This window comes from Bacillus sp. A260, assembly GCF_009861435.1.
In the GTDB taxonomy this organism is placed as follows: domain Bacteria; phylum Bacillota; class Bacilli; order Bacillales; family Bacillaceae_G; genus Bacillus_A; species Bacillus_A cereus.
This window is the reverse complement of sequence record NZ_CP046398.1, coordinates 730001-749134: the sequence shown is the minus strand read 5'-3', so window position 1 is coordinate 749134 and position 19134 is coordinate 730001. Positions and strand designations below refer to the sequence as shown.

Here is a 19134-nt window from a genome sequence, read left to right as displayed (position 1 = left end):
ATTTACCCTCCATTACTTCAATGTAAGAAATTCTGCAATTGGACCGAGTACTAACATCGGGAAGAATGTTAATGCACCGACAATTACAATTGTTCCGATGAAGATGCCACCAAATAAACTATTATCTGTACGGAACGTTCCGACTGTTTCTGGCACTACCGTTTTTTCTTTCAATGAAGCTGCCACAGCTAGCATCGTAATTAAACTGAAGTAACGTCCTAAAAACATAACTAAACCAGTCGTAATATTCCAAAACGGTGTATTATCTCCTAATCCTTCAAATCCAGATCCGTTATTCGCAGCTGACGATGTATATTCATATACCACTTGCGTCAAACCGTGGAAACCGGAATGAGAAATAGCATCCGTCCCTAAATTTGTTGAAAGAGCTAATGCCGAAAATCCTAAAATGAGCAATGGATGAAATAAAATCGTGACCGCGATTAATTTCATTTCCTTACCTTCAATCTTTTTACCTAAAAACTCTGGTGTCCGTCCAACCATTAACCCAGATATAAACACCGCGATAATTGCATACATAATAATGTTTACAAAACCTGCTCCAACGCCGCCATACACAGTATTTAACATCATATTTACAAGCGGAACTAAACCGCCAATTGGTGTTAACGTATCATGCATCGTATTAACAGCGCCTGTTTCAGCAGCTGTCGTTACCGTTGCGTATAGTGAAGAAAATACTGTTCCAAATCGTACTTCTTTCCCTTCTGTACTTCCTTGTACATGTTCGATACCCATTCCATTTAATGCCGGGTTCCCGTTTAGTTCAGATGTCGTAATCGTTATAAACCCTAGTAAAAATACCATAAATAGTGACACGAAAAGGATGCGGCCTTGTTTTTTATTTCCGACCATTCGTCCGTACGTAAATGGAAGTGCTGTTGGTAATAACATCATAAGCATCATTTGCAAAATATTACTCATTTGTCCTGGATTTTCGAAAGGATGCGTAGAGTTTGCTCCGAAAAATCCACCGCCGTTATTTCCAAGTTCCTTAATGGAAACGAATGATGCAACAGGTCCACGTAAAATACTTTGCTTTGCACCTTCAATCGTTTGTGCTGTAACCGCCCCATCTAACGTTTGTGGTACGCCAAGTGCGACAAAAACTAGTGCCGCAATAAATGCAATAGGAAGAAACACTCTCGTTAACGCTCTCGTAAAATCAACGAAAAAGTTACCAAGTTCTTTTCCAGCAAGTCCTCTTATAAAAGCCATAACGAGCGCTAATGTCGTTGCTGGTGCCGCAAACATTAAAAATGTAATCCCGATTAATTGTGATAAATAGGATAAACCATTTTCACCGCTATAATGCTGTAAATTTGTATCAGCCATAAAACTAATCGCTGTATTAAAAGCGAGCGTAGGCTCCATCCCTTCAATATGTGCTGGATTTAGCGGCAGCACACCTTGTAATCTGAAAATGAAGTATACGACAACGATCATAAATCCATTTAATAAAACTAATGATAATGCGTACTGTTTCCACGTTTGATTGTATGCTTTTACACCCGTAATTTTAAAAATAAGTTTTTCAAAAGGCACGAATACTTTATCTAACGTTTTGCTACCTTGAAAAGCTTTTTCTAAATAAATCCCCGTTGGCTTTGCTACTAAAATAAACAAGAGCATTGTAATAATGACTGCAACCCAAATCATAATGAATGATTCCCCCTAATTAAAACTTCTCTGGATTTAATAATGCATACACTAAATACACTGTAATTGCTGCGACAATAACCGATAAGACAATCATCATGATTGTTTTCCTTCTTTCACAACTTTATCTGACCAACTTGCAAGACTTGCCATCGATGCAACTAATAAAATAAAAATCCCGACCATTACAACATCTAACATAACTATCCCCTCTCTTTTTGTTAAAATTTACCATTTAAATATTGAAAAAGAACACTGAGCTCTACTCAGTGTTCAAAAAATGAACAACAAAAAGTAAACCTCCTCTCTAAACGCTTACGAGGTTAGCTGTCGGATTCGGGCCTAAAGAGTAGCCCTACTTTCAAAACTGAAAGATTCACCCCAAGTGACGATGCACAAAATTGGTTCCCCCGCTCCATTTCTGGAACTCAGCGATTTTAGGTTTTTTTGGAAATTTTATGAATGATTTATGAGAGTAAATATACTCCTCTATATTTCACTTGTAAAGGGGTAAATTACTGAAAATAATAATATTTACATTCATTTAAACGCTTACATTGAAGATTATTACTGTTATTTCATCTATTTTCTTTATTTCTCTTTTCTTTTCTTAAAAATGACCTTTTAAATATGAAATAAAAAGAGCGAATGACATGAAGTGCATAGCTTGTTGCACTCAGCATTCGCTCTTTTTTATTCAACCTTTATTCTCCTCGTAAAAATGCACGTAAATTTCTCCCACGAATATAAACTTGTGTCAATTCTGCATGTAGCTGCTCATACTCGGTAATATCCATCTCTAAATACAAAGCATCTTTTGATGGTAATATAATATATGGCCCTGGAAAAAGGGGATCAATCTGGACCAATTCTTGAACTCGCTCTACCGATACTGCCCAACGATTTGCTATATCTCCAAGTAATAGTACCTTCATCATTTCTTCCCCCGCCCTATTCAAAAAATAAAAAAGAAATATTATCACAATTTGTAAACACGACAAACTTAGCTCCAATGGTTTCATAGAGCCTCGCTGGATATCGTTTATTCCTTGTAACAACAGTAATAGGTGCTTGAAAAGAAAAACGAATGTGTTCTGTGAAGAAACTAACGATTGGAAGCTCATCCCCTAGTAAAATGACCTTCTTAATACACTCACAAATACTAGTAAAATCCTGCTCCTTACTACAACTATAAGTCCAATCAAACCCACAATTCCTAACTTCAGCCGCTACCTCTTCATTTGCTGTAAAAATAACTAACTCATGTTGAAATGCAACTAGATCTCTTAAACTATTTACCTTACTTTCTTCTCCAACACAAATAAGTGTTAGTTCCATGTACCTCATCCTCCTTAGTATAAAAGAAATCAAACATAGATTGATATTCCCCTATACTAATCAGATCGATGAAGTGATGTATCCATCATGGCACCGTCCTCTCTCAAGACGCTTACGAAGTTAGCTGTCGGATTCGGGCTTTGAGAGTAGCCCTACTTTCAAATTTGAAAGATTCACCCCTAGTGACACTGCACAAATTGGTTCCTCCGCTCCATATAATTGGACTCAGCGTTTACAAAAAAATATATTCTGGCTGATATATTACTCCTGTATTTTGAAAAAGTAAACAGAAAAAAAGCCAGTTATAAAACTGGCTTTTCACTTATCTATACACGCGTTCTATTCACTTTATACGCAAAATGATTCGTTGGTCCATGACCACTACCAATATTCAATGGCTCTTCAATTGCTATACTAATAAATCGTTTTGCTTCTTGAACAGCATCTTCAATTGAGTATCCTTTCGCAAGTTCTGCTGTAACCGCTGAAGCAAATGTGCACCCACTTCCGTGCGTTTGCTTTGAAGGAATTCGCTCGCTTCTAAACTCAATAAATTCTTCTCCATCAAAGAGGAAATCAATTACTTCATTACCTTGATATTCTGCATGTCCGCCCTTCATAAGCACATATTTAGCACCTAATTCGTGCAATACTTTTGCAGCTTCCTTACTATCTTCAACATTATGAATCTCCACCCCAGTTAACACTTCTGCTTCTGGAACATTCGGTGTTATAACGGTTGCTACTGGTAATAAATATTCTTTTAATGCATGAACTGCTTCTTGCTGTAATAATGATGCACCGCCTTTTGCGATCATAACGGGATCTAGCACAATATTATTCCAGCCAAATTTTTTAATTTGTTCTGCAACAATTTGAATTATTTCACTACTAAATAACATTCCTAGTTTCACTGCATCTGGTGTTAAATCCGTACCAATTGAATTCAGCTGTTCTGTAATACCTTCTAACGGAACAGGATATACCCCTTGAACGCCAAGCGTGTTTTGAGCAGTAATTGCCGTAATAGCCGTCATTCCGTATACACCAAGCTCTTGGAATGTTTTTAAATCTGCCTGAATTCCAGCACCGCCGCCGCTATCAGACCCTGCAATTGTTAAAGCTTTATTCACTTTCATCCCACTCATCCTTTTCTATCCAAAATAGCGATGATAAATTGTTTTTGCTTCGCTTATATCTTTCGTTCCATGTACGAGCACACGGCCATCTTTAAAGGCTACTAACCTCTTGTCTTCAACAGAAAATGATAGTAAATATGGATTTATATTTAAATCATTTACACGACCTTCCAACAACTCTTTATATTGTTCAAAATTCATTTCATCTTTATGAGGTGGTCTAATTTGAACTGTATTTCGCCCGCATAAAACTGCTGTTTTTGATGTGTTTTCTTTATTTAAATACGGATATAATGCATTCTCTCCGCATGAAGGACAATTATGCTGGCGAAGTTTTTGCACATTCATACATGAATACTCATTCTTCCACATATCAAACGATACAAGCCCATCTCGAAGTGATTCGTAATCTTCTACTAACAGTTTAAGAGCTTCTGTTACTTGATGAGAAACGACAAGAGATACAGCAGGTGATATAATACCCGCTGTATCACATGTTGCCCCGCCAAGCGGAATCGACTGTAATAAACATGATAAACATGGTGTTTTACTAGGAAGGATTGTGTAAGAAAGACCGTAACTACCTACACATGCACCGTAAATCCATGGAATAGAATATTTTTGTGATATATCATTTACAATAAAGCGCGTTTCGAAATTATCAGTCGCATCAATAATTACATCAACATTTATAACAAGTTCTTCTAGCTCTTCAGCTGTTACATCTTGAACGAGAGCTTCTATTGTTACATCACTATTAATCTCTTCTAAACGTTTTTTAGCCGCTATAGCTTTTGGAAGATTATTCTTTACGTCGCTCTCTGCATACAATTGTTGTCTTTGTAAATTACTCCAATCTACATAATCACGGTCAACAATTGTTATCTTGCCAACACCTGCTCTTACAAACATCTCTGCATTTGCACTACCTAATGCACCTGCACCGATAATAAGCACATGCTTTTCTCTTATCTTTTGCTGTCCTTCTTCTCCAATTGGAGAAAATAGTTCTTGGCGTGAATATCGATTATTCAACTACGCTCATTCCTTCTAAAGGACTACTTGCAGTTGCACAACGCTTACGTGCAATGCGACCTGCTTCAAATCCTAAACGGCCTGCTTCAATACTTAATTTCATTGCTTGTGCCATTTTAATAGGATCTTTTGCTCCTGATACAGCTGTATTTAATAACACGCCATCTGCTCCTAATCCCATTGCAAATGCCGCATCAGCTGGGCTACCAATACCGGCATCAACGATAACTGGTACTGTCGCTTGTTCAATAATGAAGCTCAAATTTAATGGATTTACAATACCAAGTCCTGATCCGATTGGAGATGCTCCTGGCATAATCGCATGCACGCCAAGCTCTTGTAATTTACGTGCTAATACAACATCATCAGATGTATACGGAAGTACGATAAATCCTTCTTCCAGTAACATTTGAGATGCCTTTAACGTTTCTACCGGATCAGGTAATAACGTTCTATCATCACCAATAACTTCTACCTTTATCATGTCACAAAGCCCAGAAGCTTTTGCTAATTTTGCAATACGAACAGCCTCTTCAGCGTTTTTTGCTCCTGCTGTATTTGGTAATAACGTATATTTTTTCACATCAAGTTTCTCTAATAAATTAGGTTGCTTTGCATCAAAGATATCCATACGACGTACTGCAAACGTTAAAATTTCAGCTTCAGAAACGTCAATTGCCTTTTGCTGTACGTCAAAATCAGGGAATTTACCTGTTCCTAATAAAAGTCTAGAATGAAATGAAAATGGTCCAATGTTTAACATAATCAACCGCCTCCTACGAAAGTTACAATCTCAATTTGGTCTCCATCAAAAACAGATGTATCTGTATGATCATCTTTTTGTAAAATATCTTTATTACGCTCTACTACAACAATTCTGTTATCTAGCTCTAAATGTGTAAGTAGCTCAGCTACTGTTTTTACACTCGCTGGCACTTCAATTTGGTTACCATTAATTTTTAAATTCAAACTCCCATCCCCTTTCTAAACTCTTCTAGAAAGCAATGAATCTAGCAAATGATTCTCTTGCTTTCCTTCTATTAAATCAGCCATATATTGGCCAGAAATAGGACTTAATAAAATACCGTTTCGATAATGGCCCGTGCAAGCATATAAACCTTTTATTTCTTCATGCTCTCCCATATAAGGAGCTTCATGATTCGATTGTGGTCTTAATCCTGCCCACGTGCTTTCCCATTCTGCTTCTTTTAAAGCTGGCAATATTGTATAAGCACGCTCTAATATAGAAGTTATACTTTCTGGCTGCACAGTTTTATTGAACGTATGTGGCTTCATTGTTGCCCCAATTACGTAACGTCCACCGCGCTTTGGAGTAATGTAAAATCTTTCTTGAAAAATAGGTGCTTTTAAAAGTTGTTTTCTACTTCTTACCGCAACCACTTCTCCTTTAACTGGATATGTACCCCAATCGCGGTGAAAATAACTGAGTAACTTCGTGCTCCATGAACCTCCTGCAATAACGACTTTCTCACATGTGACAATACCTTCACTTGTAATAACTCCAGTCACTTTATTATTTTCAATACGGATATCAAATACTTCTGTCTGTTCATATATATCAGCACCGGAAATCGCTGCAGAATGTGCGAATGCTTTCGTAAGCTCTGGTGCAATAACATGACCGTCTTTCGGATAATATACTGCTCCTATAATAGATTCGGATAGATATGGCTCTTTTTCCCGCACATGGTCTCCCGTTAGAAAATAAGAATCTTCACCTGTTTTCTGCTGCCAATCCATAATGTGAAGAATTCTTTCCTTCTCATCTTCATTTTGAGCAATACGATAAATTCCTTTTTCTTCATATCCAATATCAACACCCGTCTTTTCACGTAAAACTGCTGCAAGTTGTGGAAATATAGCTCGGCTTTCTCTAGCAAGTTCAAATAGCGGATCATACGCATCCCATTCTGCCTGAACACCAAGTAAACCAGCAGCTGCTTTTGAAGCTTCCGATGCAATACTTTGCTTCTCCACAATCGCTACTTTATGTCCTCTTTCTGCTAGAAAATGTGCAACTGAACTACCAATTACACCACCACCAATAATCGCTACATCATACTTCTCACACATGTTTTTCCGCCCACTTTCTTATTGATTCCTTATAAGATTTCGCTTTACTATACGGGTTACTACTACTTACAATTCCAGACATAACTGCTATACCGCTTACACCGTTAGTAAGAACATCCACTGTGTTTTCTGGGGTAATTCCTCCAATTGCTGTAATCGGTATAGATAAACACCTTGCAATGTCTGAAATTTCTTCAAGCCCTCTCGCTGGCACACCTTTTTTACAATCTGTCGGAAATACATGGCCATAAACGAGTGAATCCGCTCCATTTTTAAAAGCTACTATTGCTTCATCTAGCGAATGCACAGAATAACCGACATGCAAATACGAAAACTTTTCTTTCACTGACTTTACATCTGTACTTCGATATCCTAGTTGAACACGAGGAATATTTAATAAAATTGCAATATCAATTCGATCGTTTATGACAATTTTAGAAGCTGGAAAGCCCTCCATTAATAGACTTTCCACACCTTCATATAATTCCTTCGTACTCTTCTCACGCTCACGAATATGCAAATAATCAATCTCACTCTCAATTTGCATCGCTACATTCACTAACTCTTCGAATGGCATATGGCCATTTGAGATTACGTGGAGCTCATTTTTCATATTCATTCGCCTACTTTAAAATATTTTCGAATAATTCATCGGCTGGGACGGTTTCATTCGTCATTCCTTTGTCCTTCAGCCACTTATTTTGTTTCTCCCAAGATTCTTTTGAATCTGATAAGAATGGCTCATCTTTCGTTTCCATCTTCTCTAATAAAATTTTCATACTTTCCTTTTCAACTTCTGGCACAAGTGGGAAGTTTTCTTTTTCTTGATGATTTAATAAAATATTCAATGCTTCATCTGGGTTTTTCTTCATGAAATCATAGCCTTTTTTCGTACCACGTAAGAAAGCTTGCAACGCCTCTTTATCTTTTTTCAACGTTTTATCACCTGTTACAAACACAAGCTCATGATAGTTTGGTACTCCGTAATCAGCTGGATTAAAGTACGCTGGTTCATGGCCTTCATGACGCATAACAGGTACTTCATGGTTAATGTATGCCCCTGTTACCGCATCTACTTTCTTCGTAATTAATGCTGGTACTAAATCAAAGCCAACATCTACTACTTTCACTGTATCAGGATTACCACCAGCTTCTTTTACCATCGTTTTTAAATACATCTCACTTAATGGTGTTCCAGAGTATCCTACTGTTTTTCCTTCTAAATCTTTCGGTGATTGAATGCCCGCTGATTTCAGTGATACAACATGATTTAATGGTGAACGTACGACAGCCCCAATTGATTTCACTGGAATTTGCTCATTCGCTTTCGCCATAACAACATCTGGCTGATAATACAAGCCAACTGTCACCTTCCCTGCTGCTGCCAGCGTTAATGGATCAGTCGGATTAGAAGGGAATTTAATATTTACCTTTACACCTTCTTCTTTAAAGTATCCTTTTTCAATTGCTGCATAGATAAAGCTATGTACCGCATTTGGATACCAATCTAACATGACTGTTATTTCTTTCTCTTTTTTACTTTTGTCTGATGCTGAATTACTCGAACATCCTGCAATTATTGCAATTAATAATGTAAACACAAAGATGCGCTTTAAAAATTTCATGAATGCTTCCTCCAACTAATGAATTTCTTTTCTAATATGGAAATAATTACGACGAAGAAAATAGCTAATAATGATAACAATACAATAGGTGCAAATACGCCAGCTCCATCTAACTGCGTCATCATTCTCTTACTGAAATATCCAAGCCCAGCTTGTGCACCGAGCCATTCTCCAATTGCTGCTCCGATAACACTAAGCGGAACTGCAATTTTTAAAGCTGAGAAAAAATAAGGAAGAGCAGACGGCAACTTTAATTTAAGAAAAATATCTCTTTTTGTTGCTCCATATGTAACTAAGAGCTCCTCCCATTCTTTTTTCGTACTACGCAGTCCATCATACGTATTGACCGCAATTGGGAAAAACGTAATTAAAACTGTGACAACAACCTTACTCCAAATTGTATATCCAAACCATAAAACAAATAGCGGAGCAAGCGCAGTAATCGGAATCGTTTGTGAAGCAACTAATAATGGATAAAATGCTCTCTCCATCCATGTACTCGCATTCATTAACATCGCTAGCCCTACACCTAATACGATAGAGATAACAACACCTATTAAAACGACGTATAACGTTGCAGGTAAATGAACTGTAAATAATATGTCTTTTAGTTTCCATATCTTCATTAAAATCGCAGAAGGTGACGGTAAAATGTACATCTCATCTACAATTCTTGCTCCTATTTCCCACACAGCTAGTAAAATACTAGAAAGTGTAATAGCAGGAACTAATTCTTTCAATCGGTTCATCACACAAGTACCTGCCTTTGTAACATACTAAGAAGCTCATCTTTCAGCGCTAATACTTCCGGTTTATATAAATCTTTTCGTGTTCTGTTATGATCAAGCGGTACAGTCCGCTCAGTCAAAGTCGTTATCGGCTGCTGTTCCACTACTAAAACTCGGTTTGAAAGAAATAACGCTTCTTCAACATCATGAGTAATGAATAAAATTGTTTTTTCCCACTCTTGCCATTGTTCAAACAACCATTCTTGCAAAGAGGTCTTCGTTAAAGCATCCAACGCACTAAATGGTTCATCTAACAGCAATATCTCCCCGCCTGTTAATAAAGTTCGAATAAAAGATACACGTTGTCTCATACCACCAGATAAATCTTTCGGATATTTTTTCTCATACCCTTGCAAACCAAATTTATGTAACAGTTCCTTTGCCTTTACTTCTGCTTCTTTCTTCTGTACACCTTGGCACTCTAGCGGCAGGGCAGCATTCTCAATAATTGTTCTCCACGGCAAAAGCATATCTTTTTGCGGCATATATCCTACAGGATGGTTCTTTGTTTCTGTCAGTTCTATCTGTCCAGTACTTACCTTTTCTAGACCTGTAATAAGGCGAAATAAAGTACTTTTTCCACATCCACTCGGTCCGATAATACTGACAAACTCTTTCTCATGTATAGAAGCATTTAATTCATGGATGATTGGTTTCTCATCGTAATGAAAAGAAACATTATGAAACTGTAGTATGTTCTTGCTCCTCAAATCCCCACATCTCCTTACGATAGGACATATCCCAGAATAAATATTCAAATCGACTGGAATATAAGAAGATCTCCTCTAATCTTTCTAGTTCTTTCTCAGACTTTCCAACTGCCATTTCATTTAATAAATCTATTAACCAAATACAAAGATTACCGTATTCTTCCGAACTATATCCTTGAATCCACTCACCAAAAAACTCATGATCTCTTGCTCCAGGAATATCATTTAAACGCTTTCCAATTTCCCAATAGCTCCACATACATGGAAGAAGCGCTGCTATTAATTCCGCAAGTGTGCCATTTTGAGATACAGACATCATGTAATTTGTATAAGCTAAATTTTTAGCAGATGGTTTCGCAGACTCTATCTCCTCTATAGAAATTCCAAGTCTTTTTGCATATTGTTTATGGATTGTCATTTCGCCATTTAATATTCCATCAATTTGTTCAGCGAACTTTCCCATTACTTGTGGATTCGTTGCTTTTACAACACCAATCGCATATAACTTTGCATAATCTAGCAGATATAAATAATCTTGAATAATATAATACTGGAATTTATCTTTTTCTAACGTGCCATCTCCCATACCCACTACAAACGGATGATTATGACTCATCTCCCAAACCGGTTGCACAGTTTCTAATAATCTATCGCAAAATTTCATTTCTCTATCTCCTTTCAATATATGTATCTAAATAAAAAACCACTTCTATATATAAGAAGTGGTTACAGCAAATAAAGTTATACATTTATTCGATGTTCCACTTCCCTTCGCTAGTATTACCTAGATCAGGTGTTGTAAGGGTTAAGGATTATTCCTCTCTCAGCAAGTCAAGCACCCCTAGTGGTTTCAATATGAAATTTTCAAATAAAAAAGCCCCGTTTCTATACGCAAAGAAACGGGGACTCATTGTTAGTGTCCGAATTGCTTCCCTACGCTAGCATAATCTAGATCAGGTAATAAAAAGGATCAAAGGCTTACGGCCTACTCTCAGCTGGCAACACCAGCTCTCCTAGCAAACTATAAAATTATCACTGTCAGTATAACACCCTAATAAGACATCATCAACTTTTTTAATTTTCTTAATTATCAACATAATATCAAAATTATACAATACATACATTCTATTTTAGAAAATAAAACCCCAATTAATTGTATAAAAAGGAATCATTATCCTCAAAAAATTTATTTTTATATTGATTTCATATTACATTTATGTGAATACCCCCACTATATTATATCTTTATACTATAATAAAATTACAACTATACAACTAGAGGAGGTCTCTATTCCATGAATATGAAAGCTACTGCTTTAACAGCAACTACTGTAGCGATTGCTTCTTTACTTCCTTCTATGGGTGAAATAAATGTACAAAAAGCAAACGCTGAACAATTATCTAATATTAAAACTGGGTATGTCAAAGTCGATCAAGTAGCATTACATACAGAAGATAACGTAAAAAGCACATCAATTGATACAATTCGCTTTAATACAAAAGTGAACATCCTTGAAACAACTAATGGTTGGTATAAAGTATCTGTTCATAATAAAGTAGGTTATGTACAAAAAGATGCTATTTTACTAAAAAACAAACTTCAAACTAATGATCAATACATCGTTAATGCTAATGCATTAAACGTTCGCTCTGAACCTAATTTAGAATCTTCCATTTTAGATGTATTACCAAATGGTAAGTTTATTACCGTTCAAGAAGATCAAGGCGAATGGTATAAAATATCACATAATGGCCAAACAGGTTACGTACAAAAAGCATTCATCTCTAATGGTTCACAACCCTTAGTAAAAGGAATCACCGTTCAAAATAATACAAAATATACTGTTGCAACACCTAATCTAAATGTACGTAGCACCGCTAGTACAAGTAGCGCTCTACTCGGTTCATTACAAAACGGTACACAAGTACAAGTAGTAGAAACTGTAGGTACTTGGTATAAAATTCGTTTTGGCACAGGATACGGATATGTAGCAAAACACTATGTAGTACAAAATCAACCACAAGCTAAAACAGATCAGCCTTCATCAATTCCAGCTGCTTTCAAATTCCCCGCTCAAGGAAGAATTAGCTCAACCTTTGATATACGCTGGGAACAAATGCATTATGGTATAGATATTGCCGCTCCAGGAAACGTCTCTATCCAAGCTGCTGCTGCAGGTAAAGTTGTGAAATCTTATTATTCAGCTAGCTATGGCAATGTTGTTTTCATTGCGCATCAAATCAATGGGAAATTATATACAACTGTTTATGCTCATATGAAGGATCGCACTGTACAAGCTGGTGATCAAGTACAAACTGGACAATTAATAGGTCATATGGGAAACACAGGTCATTCATACGGGCAACATCTTCATTTTGAATTACATAATGGAGAATGGAATTTTGAAAAAACAAATGCAGTAAATCCACTGCCATATTTAGTTAGGTAAATTGTATGCCACGCAATATACCTCTTATAATTGAATACGCAGCCTTTTTAGGTTTAATCTGTTGTTTAATCATTTACAATACAAACATTGTATTTTTATCTATTATTATTGCTTTTGTTGCATTAGAAATTATGATGGAATCATTTCAAGTGCAACTAAAACAAAAAATTGCCCATATTTATAACGCTATATTTCTTTTGAGTGCTCTCATAACAAATATAATTAGTAATGGCTTTTATTTATCTACTGTATTTCCAGTATTCTTTATGGCTGTTTTATTATTTGTAGCTAGATATATTAATGTCCCTTATAACCAAAAACAAGAACAAGAACAAGAAGCTTAGAAAGAGGAGACACTGTGTACCAATCTTTCAAAGATGCTCCAATAAAATACATATTGCATTTGTATAAGAAAGCCAATACTTTTTTTGGTATACAAGGAAGTTATACTGCACAACTTCTCCTATATGGAATGTTGTTTCTTGTCTTAATCACTTTCTCCTTGTTTTACTAACAAAAAAGGATCTCACATAAACTGGAGATCCTTTTTAATTTATATTAATTTTTCATATCGAAAATATTGTTTATCCACAAGCATATTTTTCATAAATAAAGCTCAGATTATATTTTTTCTCTAAGCTCATTCGTTGTTCGTCATCGCACCAATAGAAAAGAATATCATGAATCGTTGCGTAACGCTTATTTTTAAGAAATAGCCTAAAGAATGATGGTAAACAATCATGTAATTGTATAAATATATAATTGCGTAGTGTTTCTTCTTTATATTCAATCCCCTTACAAATATACAGTAATTCTTCACAATAATATGCATGCTGTGGAACTTGTATCATTTCGAAAAATGGCACATAAGATAGTAGCTTTCCAATAAAATGACCATATCGATCCATTACTCCTATCGTCATATGCTCCATCATTTCTTTCATCACATATAAATAATCATCTACATGCGTTGTCTTTAATGGGTCTAAGCGATCGGAAATTTGAGATAATACAGCTCTTTGACATGCTAAAACTGCCTGACTAGGTCCATAATATGATAGGAAATCTGTACACTTACGATATTTCCGTAATAAATCATGTGTATACAAATCATATACAAAAGTATTACAATACATTGCTAAACTCATCATATCACTATTTAATTGCTCTTTTGATAATGATTTCGCTCTCTTGCACATATAAAAGAATGTAAATTCCAATACTTCTTTATGAGATAATAAATGTTTACAATCGGTTATACACTTCTCATTAAATTTAACTCTATCCCAAATTTCAATATCCCTATCTATCAATTCACCTATACGATATTTAATAATTAAATAATTTAAAGCAACTGATTGCGTCAAAAGATCCCATGTTTCATATTCCAATGAAGTATGAACAAACTCAGCTAATCCTTGCGCTATCATAAAATCATTTGCCTCTTCATACCAACCAATCTCTTGGCATAAGCGAAGAATACGCACTAAAGTTGGAATTTCATCTTTATGAAACTGCGGTAATTTCTTTGCTTTATTCATGCCATATACGATAAATGCCGCTAAATTTTCTTCTTTATAAAATTCTTTCTCTTTCCATACTAATATAGTTCGTTCTTTCCCCTCACCTTTTGGGTGACAAGGTACAAGCAAAGAAAATAATTCAGCGAAATTATTTGGTTCTATATATGTATCTGTAACCAAATTCCAATTTGGATCGCCCTGTACAGCCTTCATATAATTCCCCTTCCCTTTTCATCTATGTAGGAAATATTAATTTATTATCGCACCACTAAAAATTAATATTGTTATATTCAAAATCTCTCATAAGACTTATATCTATCAGTATATCATCTTTTCTCTTATTAAAAATTAAGAATAACAAATTTTAAAAAAATGTCGAAATTATTAACCACATACTTATTATATAATGTCTCAGATACATCACGCTAACATATTAGTTTAATCCATATATACTAGAATAATGTATCTGAAATTTATATATAATTTAGCTCTTTATGAGTGACCATTAAACTCTCGGTTAATGAAAGTTTCAATTTACTCTGTACGCTCTGAGATTTCGCTCAAGGCAAATCCAGCTTGATCATCTGCTGATTCCCTTATAGCTAAATCTCCTAGTGCTAACATGCCAATAAGTTGACCACTATCAACTACTGGTAATCGTCTAATTTGATGCTGTGCCATTAGCTCTGTAGCTTTTTCAATAGAATCATTTGGAGAAACTGAGATAATATTTGTTGTCATTACATTTGTAATCTTATTAGATCCAGGATGTTTTTCAGCAATCCCTCGAACGACTAAATCACGATCAGTAACAAGCCCAACAACTTGCTCATTTTCAACAACAGGAATTAATCCAACCGATTCTTCCTTCATTTTTACAGCTGCCTCATATACATTGTCTAGCGGTGTACAATGTACAATATGGGTACTCATTAAGTCTCTCACTCGTGTCATTATGATTTCCTCCTTTTTATACATACCATAGCTTTTCCAAAATTCCTTTATTTATTTCTGGAAAGTAACGTAATAAAAAGGATTAACAAAATAAAAAAGAGCCAGCATAATGCTGACTCTTTTTTGTATGACCCGTACGGGATTCGAACCCGTGTTACCGCCGTGAAAGGGCGGTGTCTTAACCACTTGACCAACGGGCCATGGCTCCGCAGGTAGGACTCGAACCTACGACCGATCGGTTAACAGCCGATAGCTCTACCACTGAGCTACTGCGGAATAATATATGGTGGGCCTAAATGGACTCGAACCATCGACCTCACGCTTATCAGGCGTGCGCTCTAACCAGCTGAGCTATAGGCCCATATACTTTACAGGGGCAGTAGGAATCGAACCCACACTGGAGGTTTTGGAGACCTCAGTTCTACCTTTAAACTATGCCCCTAAATGATGCCGGCTAGAGGACTTGAACCCCCAACCTACTGATTACAAGTCAGTTGCTCTACCAATTGAGCTAAGCCGGCATAAAAAAATGGTGGCTCGGGACGGAATCGAACCGCCGACACGAGGATTTTCAGTCCTCTGCTCTACCGACTGAGCTACCGAGCCAACATAAATGGCGGTCCCGACCGGGGTCGAACCGGCGATCTCCTGCGTGACAGGCAGGCATGTTAACCACTACACCACGGGACCATTTGGTTGCGGGGACAGGATTTGAACCTGCGACCTTCGGGTTATGAGCCCGACGAGCTACCGTGCTGCTCCACCCCGCGACAATATAAAGTTTTAAAAATGGAGGAGGTAGAGGGATTCGAACCCCCGCGCGACTCTCGCCGCCTGTCGGTTTTCAAGACCGATCCCTTCAGCCGAACTTGGGTATACCTCCATGAAGGAAAAAATAAATATTTTATTATTATATGTCTAAACCATTAAAGAAAAAATGGAGGAGGTAGAGGGATTCGAACCCCCGCGCGATTCTCACCGCCTGTCGGTTTTCAAGACCGATCCCTTCAGCCGAACTTGGGTATACCTCCGAGACATATATTAAATAAAGTGGAGCCTAGCGGGATCGAACCGCTGACCTCCTGCGTGCAAGGCAGGCGCTCTCCCAGCTGAGCTAAGGCCCCATGTTTTTTGGGAATATCGGGAAGACAGGATTTGAACCTGCGACCCCCTGGTCCCAAACCAGGTGCTCTACCAAGCTGAGCCACTTCCCGTTAATAAAAGCGCGCCCGAGAGGAGTCGAACCCCTAACCTCTTGATCCGTAGTCAAACGCTCTATCCAATTGAGCTACGGGCGCATATGGTGCCGAGGGCGGGGGTCGAACCCGCACGGTGGTCACCCACCGCAGGATTTTAAGTCCTGTGCGTCTGCCTGTTCCGCCACCCCGGCATGTCATATTGAAAATTGGAGCGGAAGACGGGATTCGAACCCGCGACCCCAACCTTGGCAAGGTTGTATTCTACCACTGAACTACTTCCGCAAGACATGTATGAGTTATTTTATTGAAAGTGCGGGTGAAGGGAGTCGAACCCCCACGCCAAAGGCGCTAGATCCTAAGTCTAGTGCGTCTGCCAATTCCGCCACACCCGCATATTTCATTAAAATGGTGAGCCATGAAGGACTCGAACCTTCGACCCTCTGATTAAAAGTCAGATGCTCTACCAACTGAGCTAATGGCTCTTAATGGCTGGGCTAGCTGGATTCGAACCAGCGCATGACGGAGTCAAAGTCCGTTGCCTTACCGCTTGGCTATAGCCCATTAATTAAGAATGGTGGAGGGGGGCAGATTCGAACTGCCGAACCCGAAGGAGCGGATTTACAGTCCGCCGCGTTTAGCCACTTCGCTACCCCTCCGACATATATGGTGGAGGATGACGGGATCGAACCGCCGACCCCCTGCTTGTAAGGCAGGTGCTCTCCCAGCTGAGCTAATCCTCCATTTTGCCTGGCAACGTCCTACTCTCACAGGGACAAGGTCCCAACTACCATCGGCGCTAGAGAGCTTAACTTCCGTGTTCGGTATGGGAACGGGTGTGACCTCTCTGCCATCATTACCAGACTGTATTCATTTAAGACAAGAATCATTTTAACTCATTTGACCTCGAAAGTCAACAAGTTTTTTATATTCTTTCAAAACTAGATAACATTTGCTACATATTATATGGTTAAGTCCTCGATCTATTAGTATTCGTCAGCTCCACATGTCACCATGCTTCCACCTCGAACCTATCAACCTGATCATCTTTCAGGGATCTTACTAGCTTACGCTATGGGAAATCTCATCTTGAGGGGGGCTTCATGCTTAGATGCTTTCAGCACTTATCCCTTCCGCACATAGCTACCCAGCTATGCCCTTGGCAGAACAACTGGTACACCAGCGGTGCGTCCATCCCGGTCCTCTCGTACTAAGGACAGCTCCTCTCAAATTTCCTACGCCCACGACGGATAGGGACCGAACTGTCTCACGACGTTCTGAACCCAGCTCGCGTACCGCTTTAATGGGCGAACAGCCCAACCCTTGGGACCGACTACAGCCCCAGGATGCGATGAGCCGACATCGAGGTGCCAAACCTCCCCGTCGATGTGGACTCTTGGGGGAGATAAGCCTGTTATCCCCGGGGTAGCTTTTATCCGTTGAGCGATGGCCCTTCCATGCGGAACCACCGGATCACTAAGCCCGACTTTCGTCCCTGCTCGACTTGTAGGTCTCGCAGTCAAGCTCCCTTATGCCTTTGCACTCTACGAATGATTTCCAACCATTCTGAGGGAACCTTTGGGCGCCTCCGTTACACTTTAGGAGGCGACCGCCCCAGTCAAACTGCCCACCTGACACTGTCTCCCGGGTCGATAAGACCCGTAGGTTAGAATTTCAATACAGTCAGGGCGGTATCCCACCAGCGCCTCCACCGAAGCTAGCGCTCCGGTTTCAATGGCTCCCGCCTATCCTGTACAAACTGTACCAAAATTCAATATCAGGCTACAGTAAAGCTCCACGGGGTCTTTCCGTCCTGTCGCGGGTAACCTGCATCTTCACAGGTACTATAATTTCACCGAGTCTCTGGTTGAGACAGTGCCCAAATCGTTACACCTTTCGTGCGGGTCGGAACTTACCCGACAAGGAATTTCGCTACCTTAGGACCGTTATAGTTACGGCCGCCGTTTACTGGGGCTTCAGTTCAGAGCTTCGCTTACGCTAACCCCTCTCCTTAACCTTCCAGCACCGGGCAGGTGTCACCCCCTATACTTCGCCTTACGGCTTCGCAGAGAGCTGTGTTTTTGCTAAACAGTCGCTTGGGCCTATTCACTGCGGCTTTCCGTTAAGAAAGCACCCCTTCTCCCGAAGTTACGGGGTCATTTTGCCGAGTTCCTTAACCAGAGTTCTCTCGCACACCTTAGGATTCTCTCCTCGCCTACCTGTGTCGGTTTGCGGTACAGGCACCTTTTATCTCGCTAGAAGCTTTTCTTGGCAGCGGGGAATCAAAGACTTCGCTCCATAAGGAGCTTCCCCATCACAGCTCAGCCTTCACGATAAGCGGATTTGCCTACTTATCAGCCTAACTGCTTGGACGTGCACAACCAATCGCACGCTTCTTCTATCCTTCTGCGTCCCTCCATTGCTCAAACGATAAAGAGGTGGTACAGGAATATCAACCTGTTGTCCATCGCCTACGCCTGTCGGCCTCGGCTTAGGTCCTGACTAACCCTGAGCGGACGAGCCTTCCTCAGGAAACCTTAGGCATTCGGTGGACGGGATTCTCACCCGTCTTTCGCTACTCATACCGGCATTCTCACTTCTAA

General features: G+C 38.8%; 20 protein-coding genes, 20 tRNA genes, 2 rRNA genes and 4 riboswitches (1 of these 46 running past the window's edge). Of the genes, 2 read left to right on the top strand and 40 right to left on the bottom strand.

Going from position 1 to position 19134, the window contains the following annotated elements:
- Positions 1-12 precede the first annotated feature (12 nt).
- The 16 genes from kdpA to tenA form a co-directional block, all read right to left on the bottom strand.
- Complete coding sequence (gene kdpA / locus GD442_RS03830) at positions 13-1680, bottom strand: potassium-transporting ATPase subunit KdpA (protein WP_086408029.1); 1668 nt, start codon at positions 1678-1680, stop codon at positions 13-15.
- Between the two features lie 19 nt (positions 1681-1699).
- A complete protein-coding gene (kdpF, locus tag GD442_RS03825) occupies positions 1700-1777 on the bottom strand; it encodes a K(+)-transporting ATPase subunit F (RefSeq protein WP_223153441.1) in 78 nt (25 codons plus the stop codon).
- Positions 1777-1881: a SipW-dependent-type signal peptide-containing protein gene (locus GD442_RS03820; RefSeq protein ID WP_000887894.1), complete on the bottom strand. Its 105-nt coding sequence runs from the start codon at positions 1879-1881 to the stop codon at positions 1777-1779. The genes kdpF and GD442_RS03820 overlap by 1 nt, the downstream gene beginning before the upstream one ends.
- 97 nt (positions 1882-1978) lie before the next feature.
- A riboswitch (cyclic di-AMP (ydaO/yuaA leader) is annotated at positions 1979-2124 on the bottom strand.
- A 134-nt stretch (positions 2125-2258) separates the two neighbouring features.
- On the bottom strand, positions 2259-2381 hold the full coding sequence (locus tag GD442_RS28245) for a hypothetical protein (RefSeq protein ID WP_001034421.1): 123 nt from the start codon (positions 2379-2381) through the stop codon (positions 2259-2261).
- A gap of 3 nt (positions 2382-2384) precedes the next feature.
- Positions 2385-2618 (bottom strand): hypothetical protein, encoded by a 234-nt coding sequence (locus tag GD442_RS03815; RefSeq protein WP_002025339.1) that lies wholly within the window; start codon positions 2616-2618, stop codon positions 2385-2387.
- Positions 2619-2631: 13 nt separating this feature from the next.
- Positions 2632-3018, bottom strand: a complete 387-nt coding sequence (locus GD442_RS03810; RefSeq protein WP_000424087.1) for a hypothetical protein — start codon at positions 3016-3018, stop codon at positions 2632-2634.
- 93 nt (positions 3019-3111) lie between these two features.
- Positions 3112-3259, bottom strand: a riboswitch (cyclic di-AMP (ydaO/yuaA leader).
- 85 nt (positions 3260-3344) lie between these two features.
- On the bottom strand, positions 3345-4157 hold the full coding sequence (gene thiD / locus GD442_RS03805; protein ID WP_075677808.1) for a bifunctional hydroxymethylpyrimidine kinase/phosphomethylpyrimidine kinase: 813 nt from the start codon (positions 4155-4157) through the stop codon (positions 3345-3347).
- Positions 4158-4172: 15 nt separating this feature from the next.
- A complete protein-coding gene (gene thiF, locus GD442_RS03800) occupies positions 4173-5192 on the bottom strand; it encodes a thiazole biosynthesis adenylyltransferase ThiF (protein ID WP_001065417.1) in 1020 nt (339 codons plus the stop codon).
- On the bottom strand, positions 5185-5955 hold the full coding sequence (thiG, locus tag GD442_RS03795) for a thiazole synthase (protein WP_078187014.1): 771 nt from the start codon (positions 5953-5955) through the stop codon (positions 5185-5187). Before thiG ends, thiF begins: the two co-directional genes overlap by 8 nt.
- 2 nt (positions 5956-5957) lie before the next feature.
- Positions 5958-6161 carry a sulfur carrier protein ThiS gene (thiS, locus tag GD442_RS03790; protein WP_001049502.1) on the bottom strand — a complete coding sequence of 68 codons (204 nt, stop codon included), beginning with the start codon at positions 6159-6161 and terminating at the stop codon, positions 5958-5960.
- 15 nt (positions 6162-6176) lie between these two features.
- Positions 6177-7286 (bottom strand): glycine oxidase ThiO, encoded by a 1110-nt coding sequence (gene thiO / locus GD442_RS03785; RefSeq protein WP_000333313.1) that lies wholly within the window; start codon positions 7284-7286, stop codon positions 6177-6179.
- Positions 7279-7899 carry a thiazole tautomerase TenI gene (gene tenI, locus GD442_RS03780; RefSeq protein WP_000787170.1) on the bottom strand — a complete coding sequence of 207 codons (621 nt, stop codon included), beginning with the start codon at positions 7897-7899 and terminating at the stop codon, positions 7279-7281. The genes thiO and tenI overlap by 8 nt, the downstream gene beginning before the upstream one ends.
- 10 nt (positions 7900-7909) lie before the next feature.
- Positions 7910-8911 (bottom strand): ABC transporter substrate-binding protein, encoded by a 1002-nt coding sequence (locus GD442_RS03775; protein ID WP_000670415.1) that lies wholly within the window; start codon positions 8909-8911, stop codon positions 7910-7912.
- Positions 8908-9660 carry an ABC transporter permease gene (locus GD442_RS03770; RefSeq protein ID WP_001080853.1) on the bottom strand — a complete coding sequence of 251 codons (753 nt, stop codon included), beginning with the start codon at positions 9658-9660 and terminating at the stop codon, positions 8908-8910. The genes GD442_RS03775 and GD442_RS03770 overlap by 4 nt, the downstream gene beginning before the upstream one ends.
- Positions 9660-10409 (bottom strand): ABC transporter ATP-binding protein, encoded by a 750-nt coding sequence (locus GD442_RS03765; RefSeq protein WP_001256797.1) that lies wholly within the window; start codon positions 10407-10409, stop codon positions 9660-9662. The genes GD442_RS03770 and GD442_RS03765 overlap by 1 nt, the downstream gene beginning before the upstream one ends.
- Positions 10378-11073, bottom strand: coding sequence for a thiaminase II (gene tenA, locus GD442_RS03760; protein ID WP_000666827.1), 696 nt, complete (start codon positions 11071-11073; stop codon positions 10378-10380). The genes GD442_RS03765 and tenA overlap by 32 nt, the downstream gene beginning before the upstream one ends.
- 85 nt (positions 11074-11158) lie before the next feature.
- Positions 11159-11262, bottom strand: a riboswitch (TPP riboswitch).
- Positions 11263-11322: 60 nt separating this feature from the next.
- Positions 11323-11434: riboswitch (TPP riboswitch) on the bottom strand.
- Between the two features lie 269 nt (positions 11435-11703).
- Here tenA and GD442_RS03755 point away from each other — a divergent pair.
- Both GD442_RS03755 and GD442_RS03750 read left to right on the top strand, forming a co-directional pair.
- Positions 11704-12858, top strand: coding sequence for an SH3 domain-containing protein (locus tag GD442_RS03755; RefSeq protein WP_159365043.1), 1155 nt, complete (start codon positions 11704-11706; stop codon positions 12856-12858).
- Between the two features lie 5 nt (positions 12859-12863).
- On the top strand, positions 12864-13202 hold the full coding sequence (locus tag GD442_RS03750) for a hypothetical protein (protein ID WP_159365042.1): 339 nt from the start codon (positions 12864-12866) through the stop codon (positions 13200-13202).
- 240 nt (positions 13203-13442) lie between these two features.
- On the opposite strand, the gene GD442_RS03745 is transcribed toward GD442_RS03750, so the two are convergent.
- The 24 genes from GD442_RS03745 to GD442_RS03630 all read right to left on the bottom strand — a co-directional run.
- Complete coding sequence (locus GD442_RS03745; protein ID WP_074554253.1) at positions 13443-14594, bottom strand: DUF3965 domain-containing protein; 1152 nt, start codon at positions 14592-14594, stop codon at positions 13443-13445.
- A 321-nt stretch (positions 14595-14915) separates the two neighbouring features.
- On the bottom strand, positions 14916-15335 hold the full coding sequence (locus GD442_RS03740) for a CBS domain-containing protein (RefSeq protein WP_000199011.1): 420 nt from the start codon (positions 15333-15335) through the stop codon (positions 14916-14918).
- Positions 15336-15463: 128 nt separating this feature from the next.
- A tRNA-Glu gene (locus tag GD442_RS03735) sits at positions 15464-15535 on the bottom strand.
- 1 nt (position 15536) lies between these two features.
- Positions 15537-15611 (bottom strand) — tRNA-Asn (locus tag GD442_RS03730).
- Positions 15612-15619: 8 nt separating this feature from the next.
- Positions 15620-15696, bottom strand: a tRNA-Ile gene (locus tag GD442_RS03725).
- Positions 15697-15706: 10 nt separating this feature from the next.
- A tRNA-Trp gene (locus GD442_RS03720) sits at positions 15707-15777 on the bottom strand.
- A 6-nt stretch (positions 15778-15783) separates the two neighbouring features.
- A tRNA-Thr gene (locus GD442_RS03715) sits at positions 15784-15856 on the bottom strand.
- Positions 15857-15865: 9 nt separating this feature from the next.
- Positions 15866-15941: transfer RNA gene (locus tag GD442_RS03710), tRNA-Phe, on the bottom strand.
- 8 nt (positions 15942-15949) lie between these two features.
- Positions 15950-16025, bottom strand: a tRNA-Asp gene (locus tag GD442_RS03705).
- A gap of 3 nt (positions 16026-16028) precedes the next feature.
- Positions 16029-16105, bottom strand: a tRNA-Met gene (locus GD442_RS03700).
- Positions 16106-16125: 20 nt separating this feature from the next.
- Positions 16126-16218, bottom strand: a tRNA-Ser gene (locus GD442_RS03695).
- A gap of 55 nt (positions 16219-16273) precedes the next feature.
- Positions 16274-16366 (bottom strand) — tRNA-Ser (locus tag GD442_RS03690).
- A gap of 20 nt (positions 16367-16386) precedes the next feature.
- Positions 16387-16459 (bottom strand) — tRNA-Ala (locus GD442_RS03685).
- A gap of 16 nt (positions 16460-16475) precedes the next feature.
- A tRNA-Pro gene (locus tag GD442_RS03680) sits at positions 16476-16549 on the bottom strand.
- 10 nt (positions 16550-16559) lie between these two features.
- Positions 16560-16633, bottom strand: a tRNA-Arg gene (locus GD442_RS03675).
- Positions 16634-16636: 3 nt separating this feature from the next.
- Positions 16637-16725 (bottom strand) — tRNA-Leu (locus GD442_RS03670).
- 16 nt (positions 16726-16741) lie between these two features.
- A tRNA-Gly gene (locus tag GD442_RS03665) sits at positions 16742-16816 on the bottom strand.
- A 29-nt stretch (positions 16817-16845) separates the two neighbouring features.
- Positions 16846-16926, bottom strand: a tRNA-Leu gene (locus GD442_RS03660).
- Positions 16927-16940: 14 nt separating this feature from the next.
- A tRNA-Lys gene (locus GD442_RS03655) sits at positions 16941-17016 on the bottom strand.
- Between the two features lie 4 nt (positions 17017-17020).
- Positions 17021-17095: transfer RNA gene (locus GD442_RS03650), tRNA-Gln, on the bottom strand.
- An 11-nt stretch (positions 17096-17106) separates the two neighbouring features.
- A tRNA-Tyr gene (locus GD442_RS03645) sits at positions 17107-17190 on the bottom strand.
- A gap of 8 nt (positions 17191-17198) precedes the next feature.
- Positions 17199-17274, bottom strand: a tRNA-Val gene (locus GD442_RS03640).
- 5 nt (positions 17275-17279) lie between these two features.
- Positions 17280-17395, bottom strand: a 5S ribosomal RNA gene (gene rrf, locus GD442_RS03635).
- 102 nt (positions 17396-17497) lie between these two features.
- Positions 17498-19134 (bottom strand): 23S ribosomal RNA (locus tag GD442_RS03630); it runs 1285 nt beyond the window's last position.

Bases quoted from the DNA above. Each gene is read 5' to 3' on its own strand.
- GD442_RS03755 (WP_159365043.1), top strand. From the start codon at position 11,704: ATGAATATGAAAGCTACTGCTTTAACAGCAACTACTGTAGCGATTGCT.
- thiD (WP_075677808.1), bottom strand. From the start codon at position 4,157: ATGAAAGTGAATAAAGCTTTAACAATTGCAGGGTCTGATAGCGGCGGC.
- GD442_RS03750 (WP_159365042.1), top strand. From the start codon at position 12,864: ATGCCACGCAATATACCTCTTATAATTGAATACGCAGCCTTTTTAGGT.
- GD442_RS03815 (WP_002025339.1), bottom strand. From the start codon at position 2,618: ATGATGAAGGTACTATTACTTGGAGATATAGCAAATCGTTGGGCAGTA.
- tenA (WP_000666827.1), bottom strand. From the start codon at position 11,073: ATGAAATTTTGCGATAGATTATTAGAAACTGTGCAACCGGTTTGGGAG.
- kdpA (WP_086408029.1), bottom strand. From the start codon at position 1,680: ATGATTTGGGTTGCAGTCATTATTACAATGCTCTTGTTTATTTTAGTA.
- GD442_RS03820 (WP_000887894.1), bottom strand. From the start codon at position 1,881: ATGTTAGATGTTGTAATGGTCGGGATTTTTATTTTATTAGTTGCATCG.
- GD442_RS03775 (WP_000670415.1), bottom strand. From the start codon at position 8,911: ATGAAATTTTTAAAGCGCATCTTTGTGTTTACATTATTAATTGCAATA.
- tenI (WP_000787170.1), bottom strand. From the start codon at position 7,899: ATGAAAAATGAGCTCCACGTAATCTCAAATGGCCATATGCCATTCGAA.
- GD442_RS03740 (WP_000199011.1), bottom strand. From the start codon at position 15,335: ATGACACGAGTGAGAGACTTAATGAGTACCCATATTGTACATTGTACA.
- thiO (WP_000333313.1), bottom strand. From the start codon at position 7,286: ATGTGTGAGAAGTATGATGTAGCGATTATTGGTGGTGGTGTAATTGGT.
- GD442_RS03745 (WP_074554253.1), bottom strand. From the start codon at position 14,594: ATGAAGGCTGTACAGGGCGATCCAAATTGGAATTTGGTTACAGATACA.
- kdpF (WP_223153441.1), bottom strand. From the start codon at position 1,777: ATGATTGTCTTATCGGTTATTGTCGCAGCAATTACAGTGTATTTAGTG.
- GD442_RS03770 (WP_001080853.1), bottom strand. From the start codon at position 9,660: ATGAACCGATTGAAAGAATTAGTTCCTGCTATTACACTTTCTAGTATT.
- GD442_RS03810 (WP_000424087.1), bottom strand. From the start codon at position 3,018: ATGGAACTAACACTTATTTGTGTTGGAGAAGAAAGTAAGGTAAATAGT.
- thiG (WP_078187014.1), bottom strand. From the start codon at position 5,955: ATGTTAAACATTGGACCATTTTCATTTCATTCTAGACTTTTATTAGGA.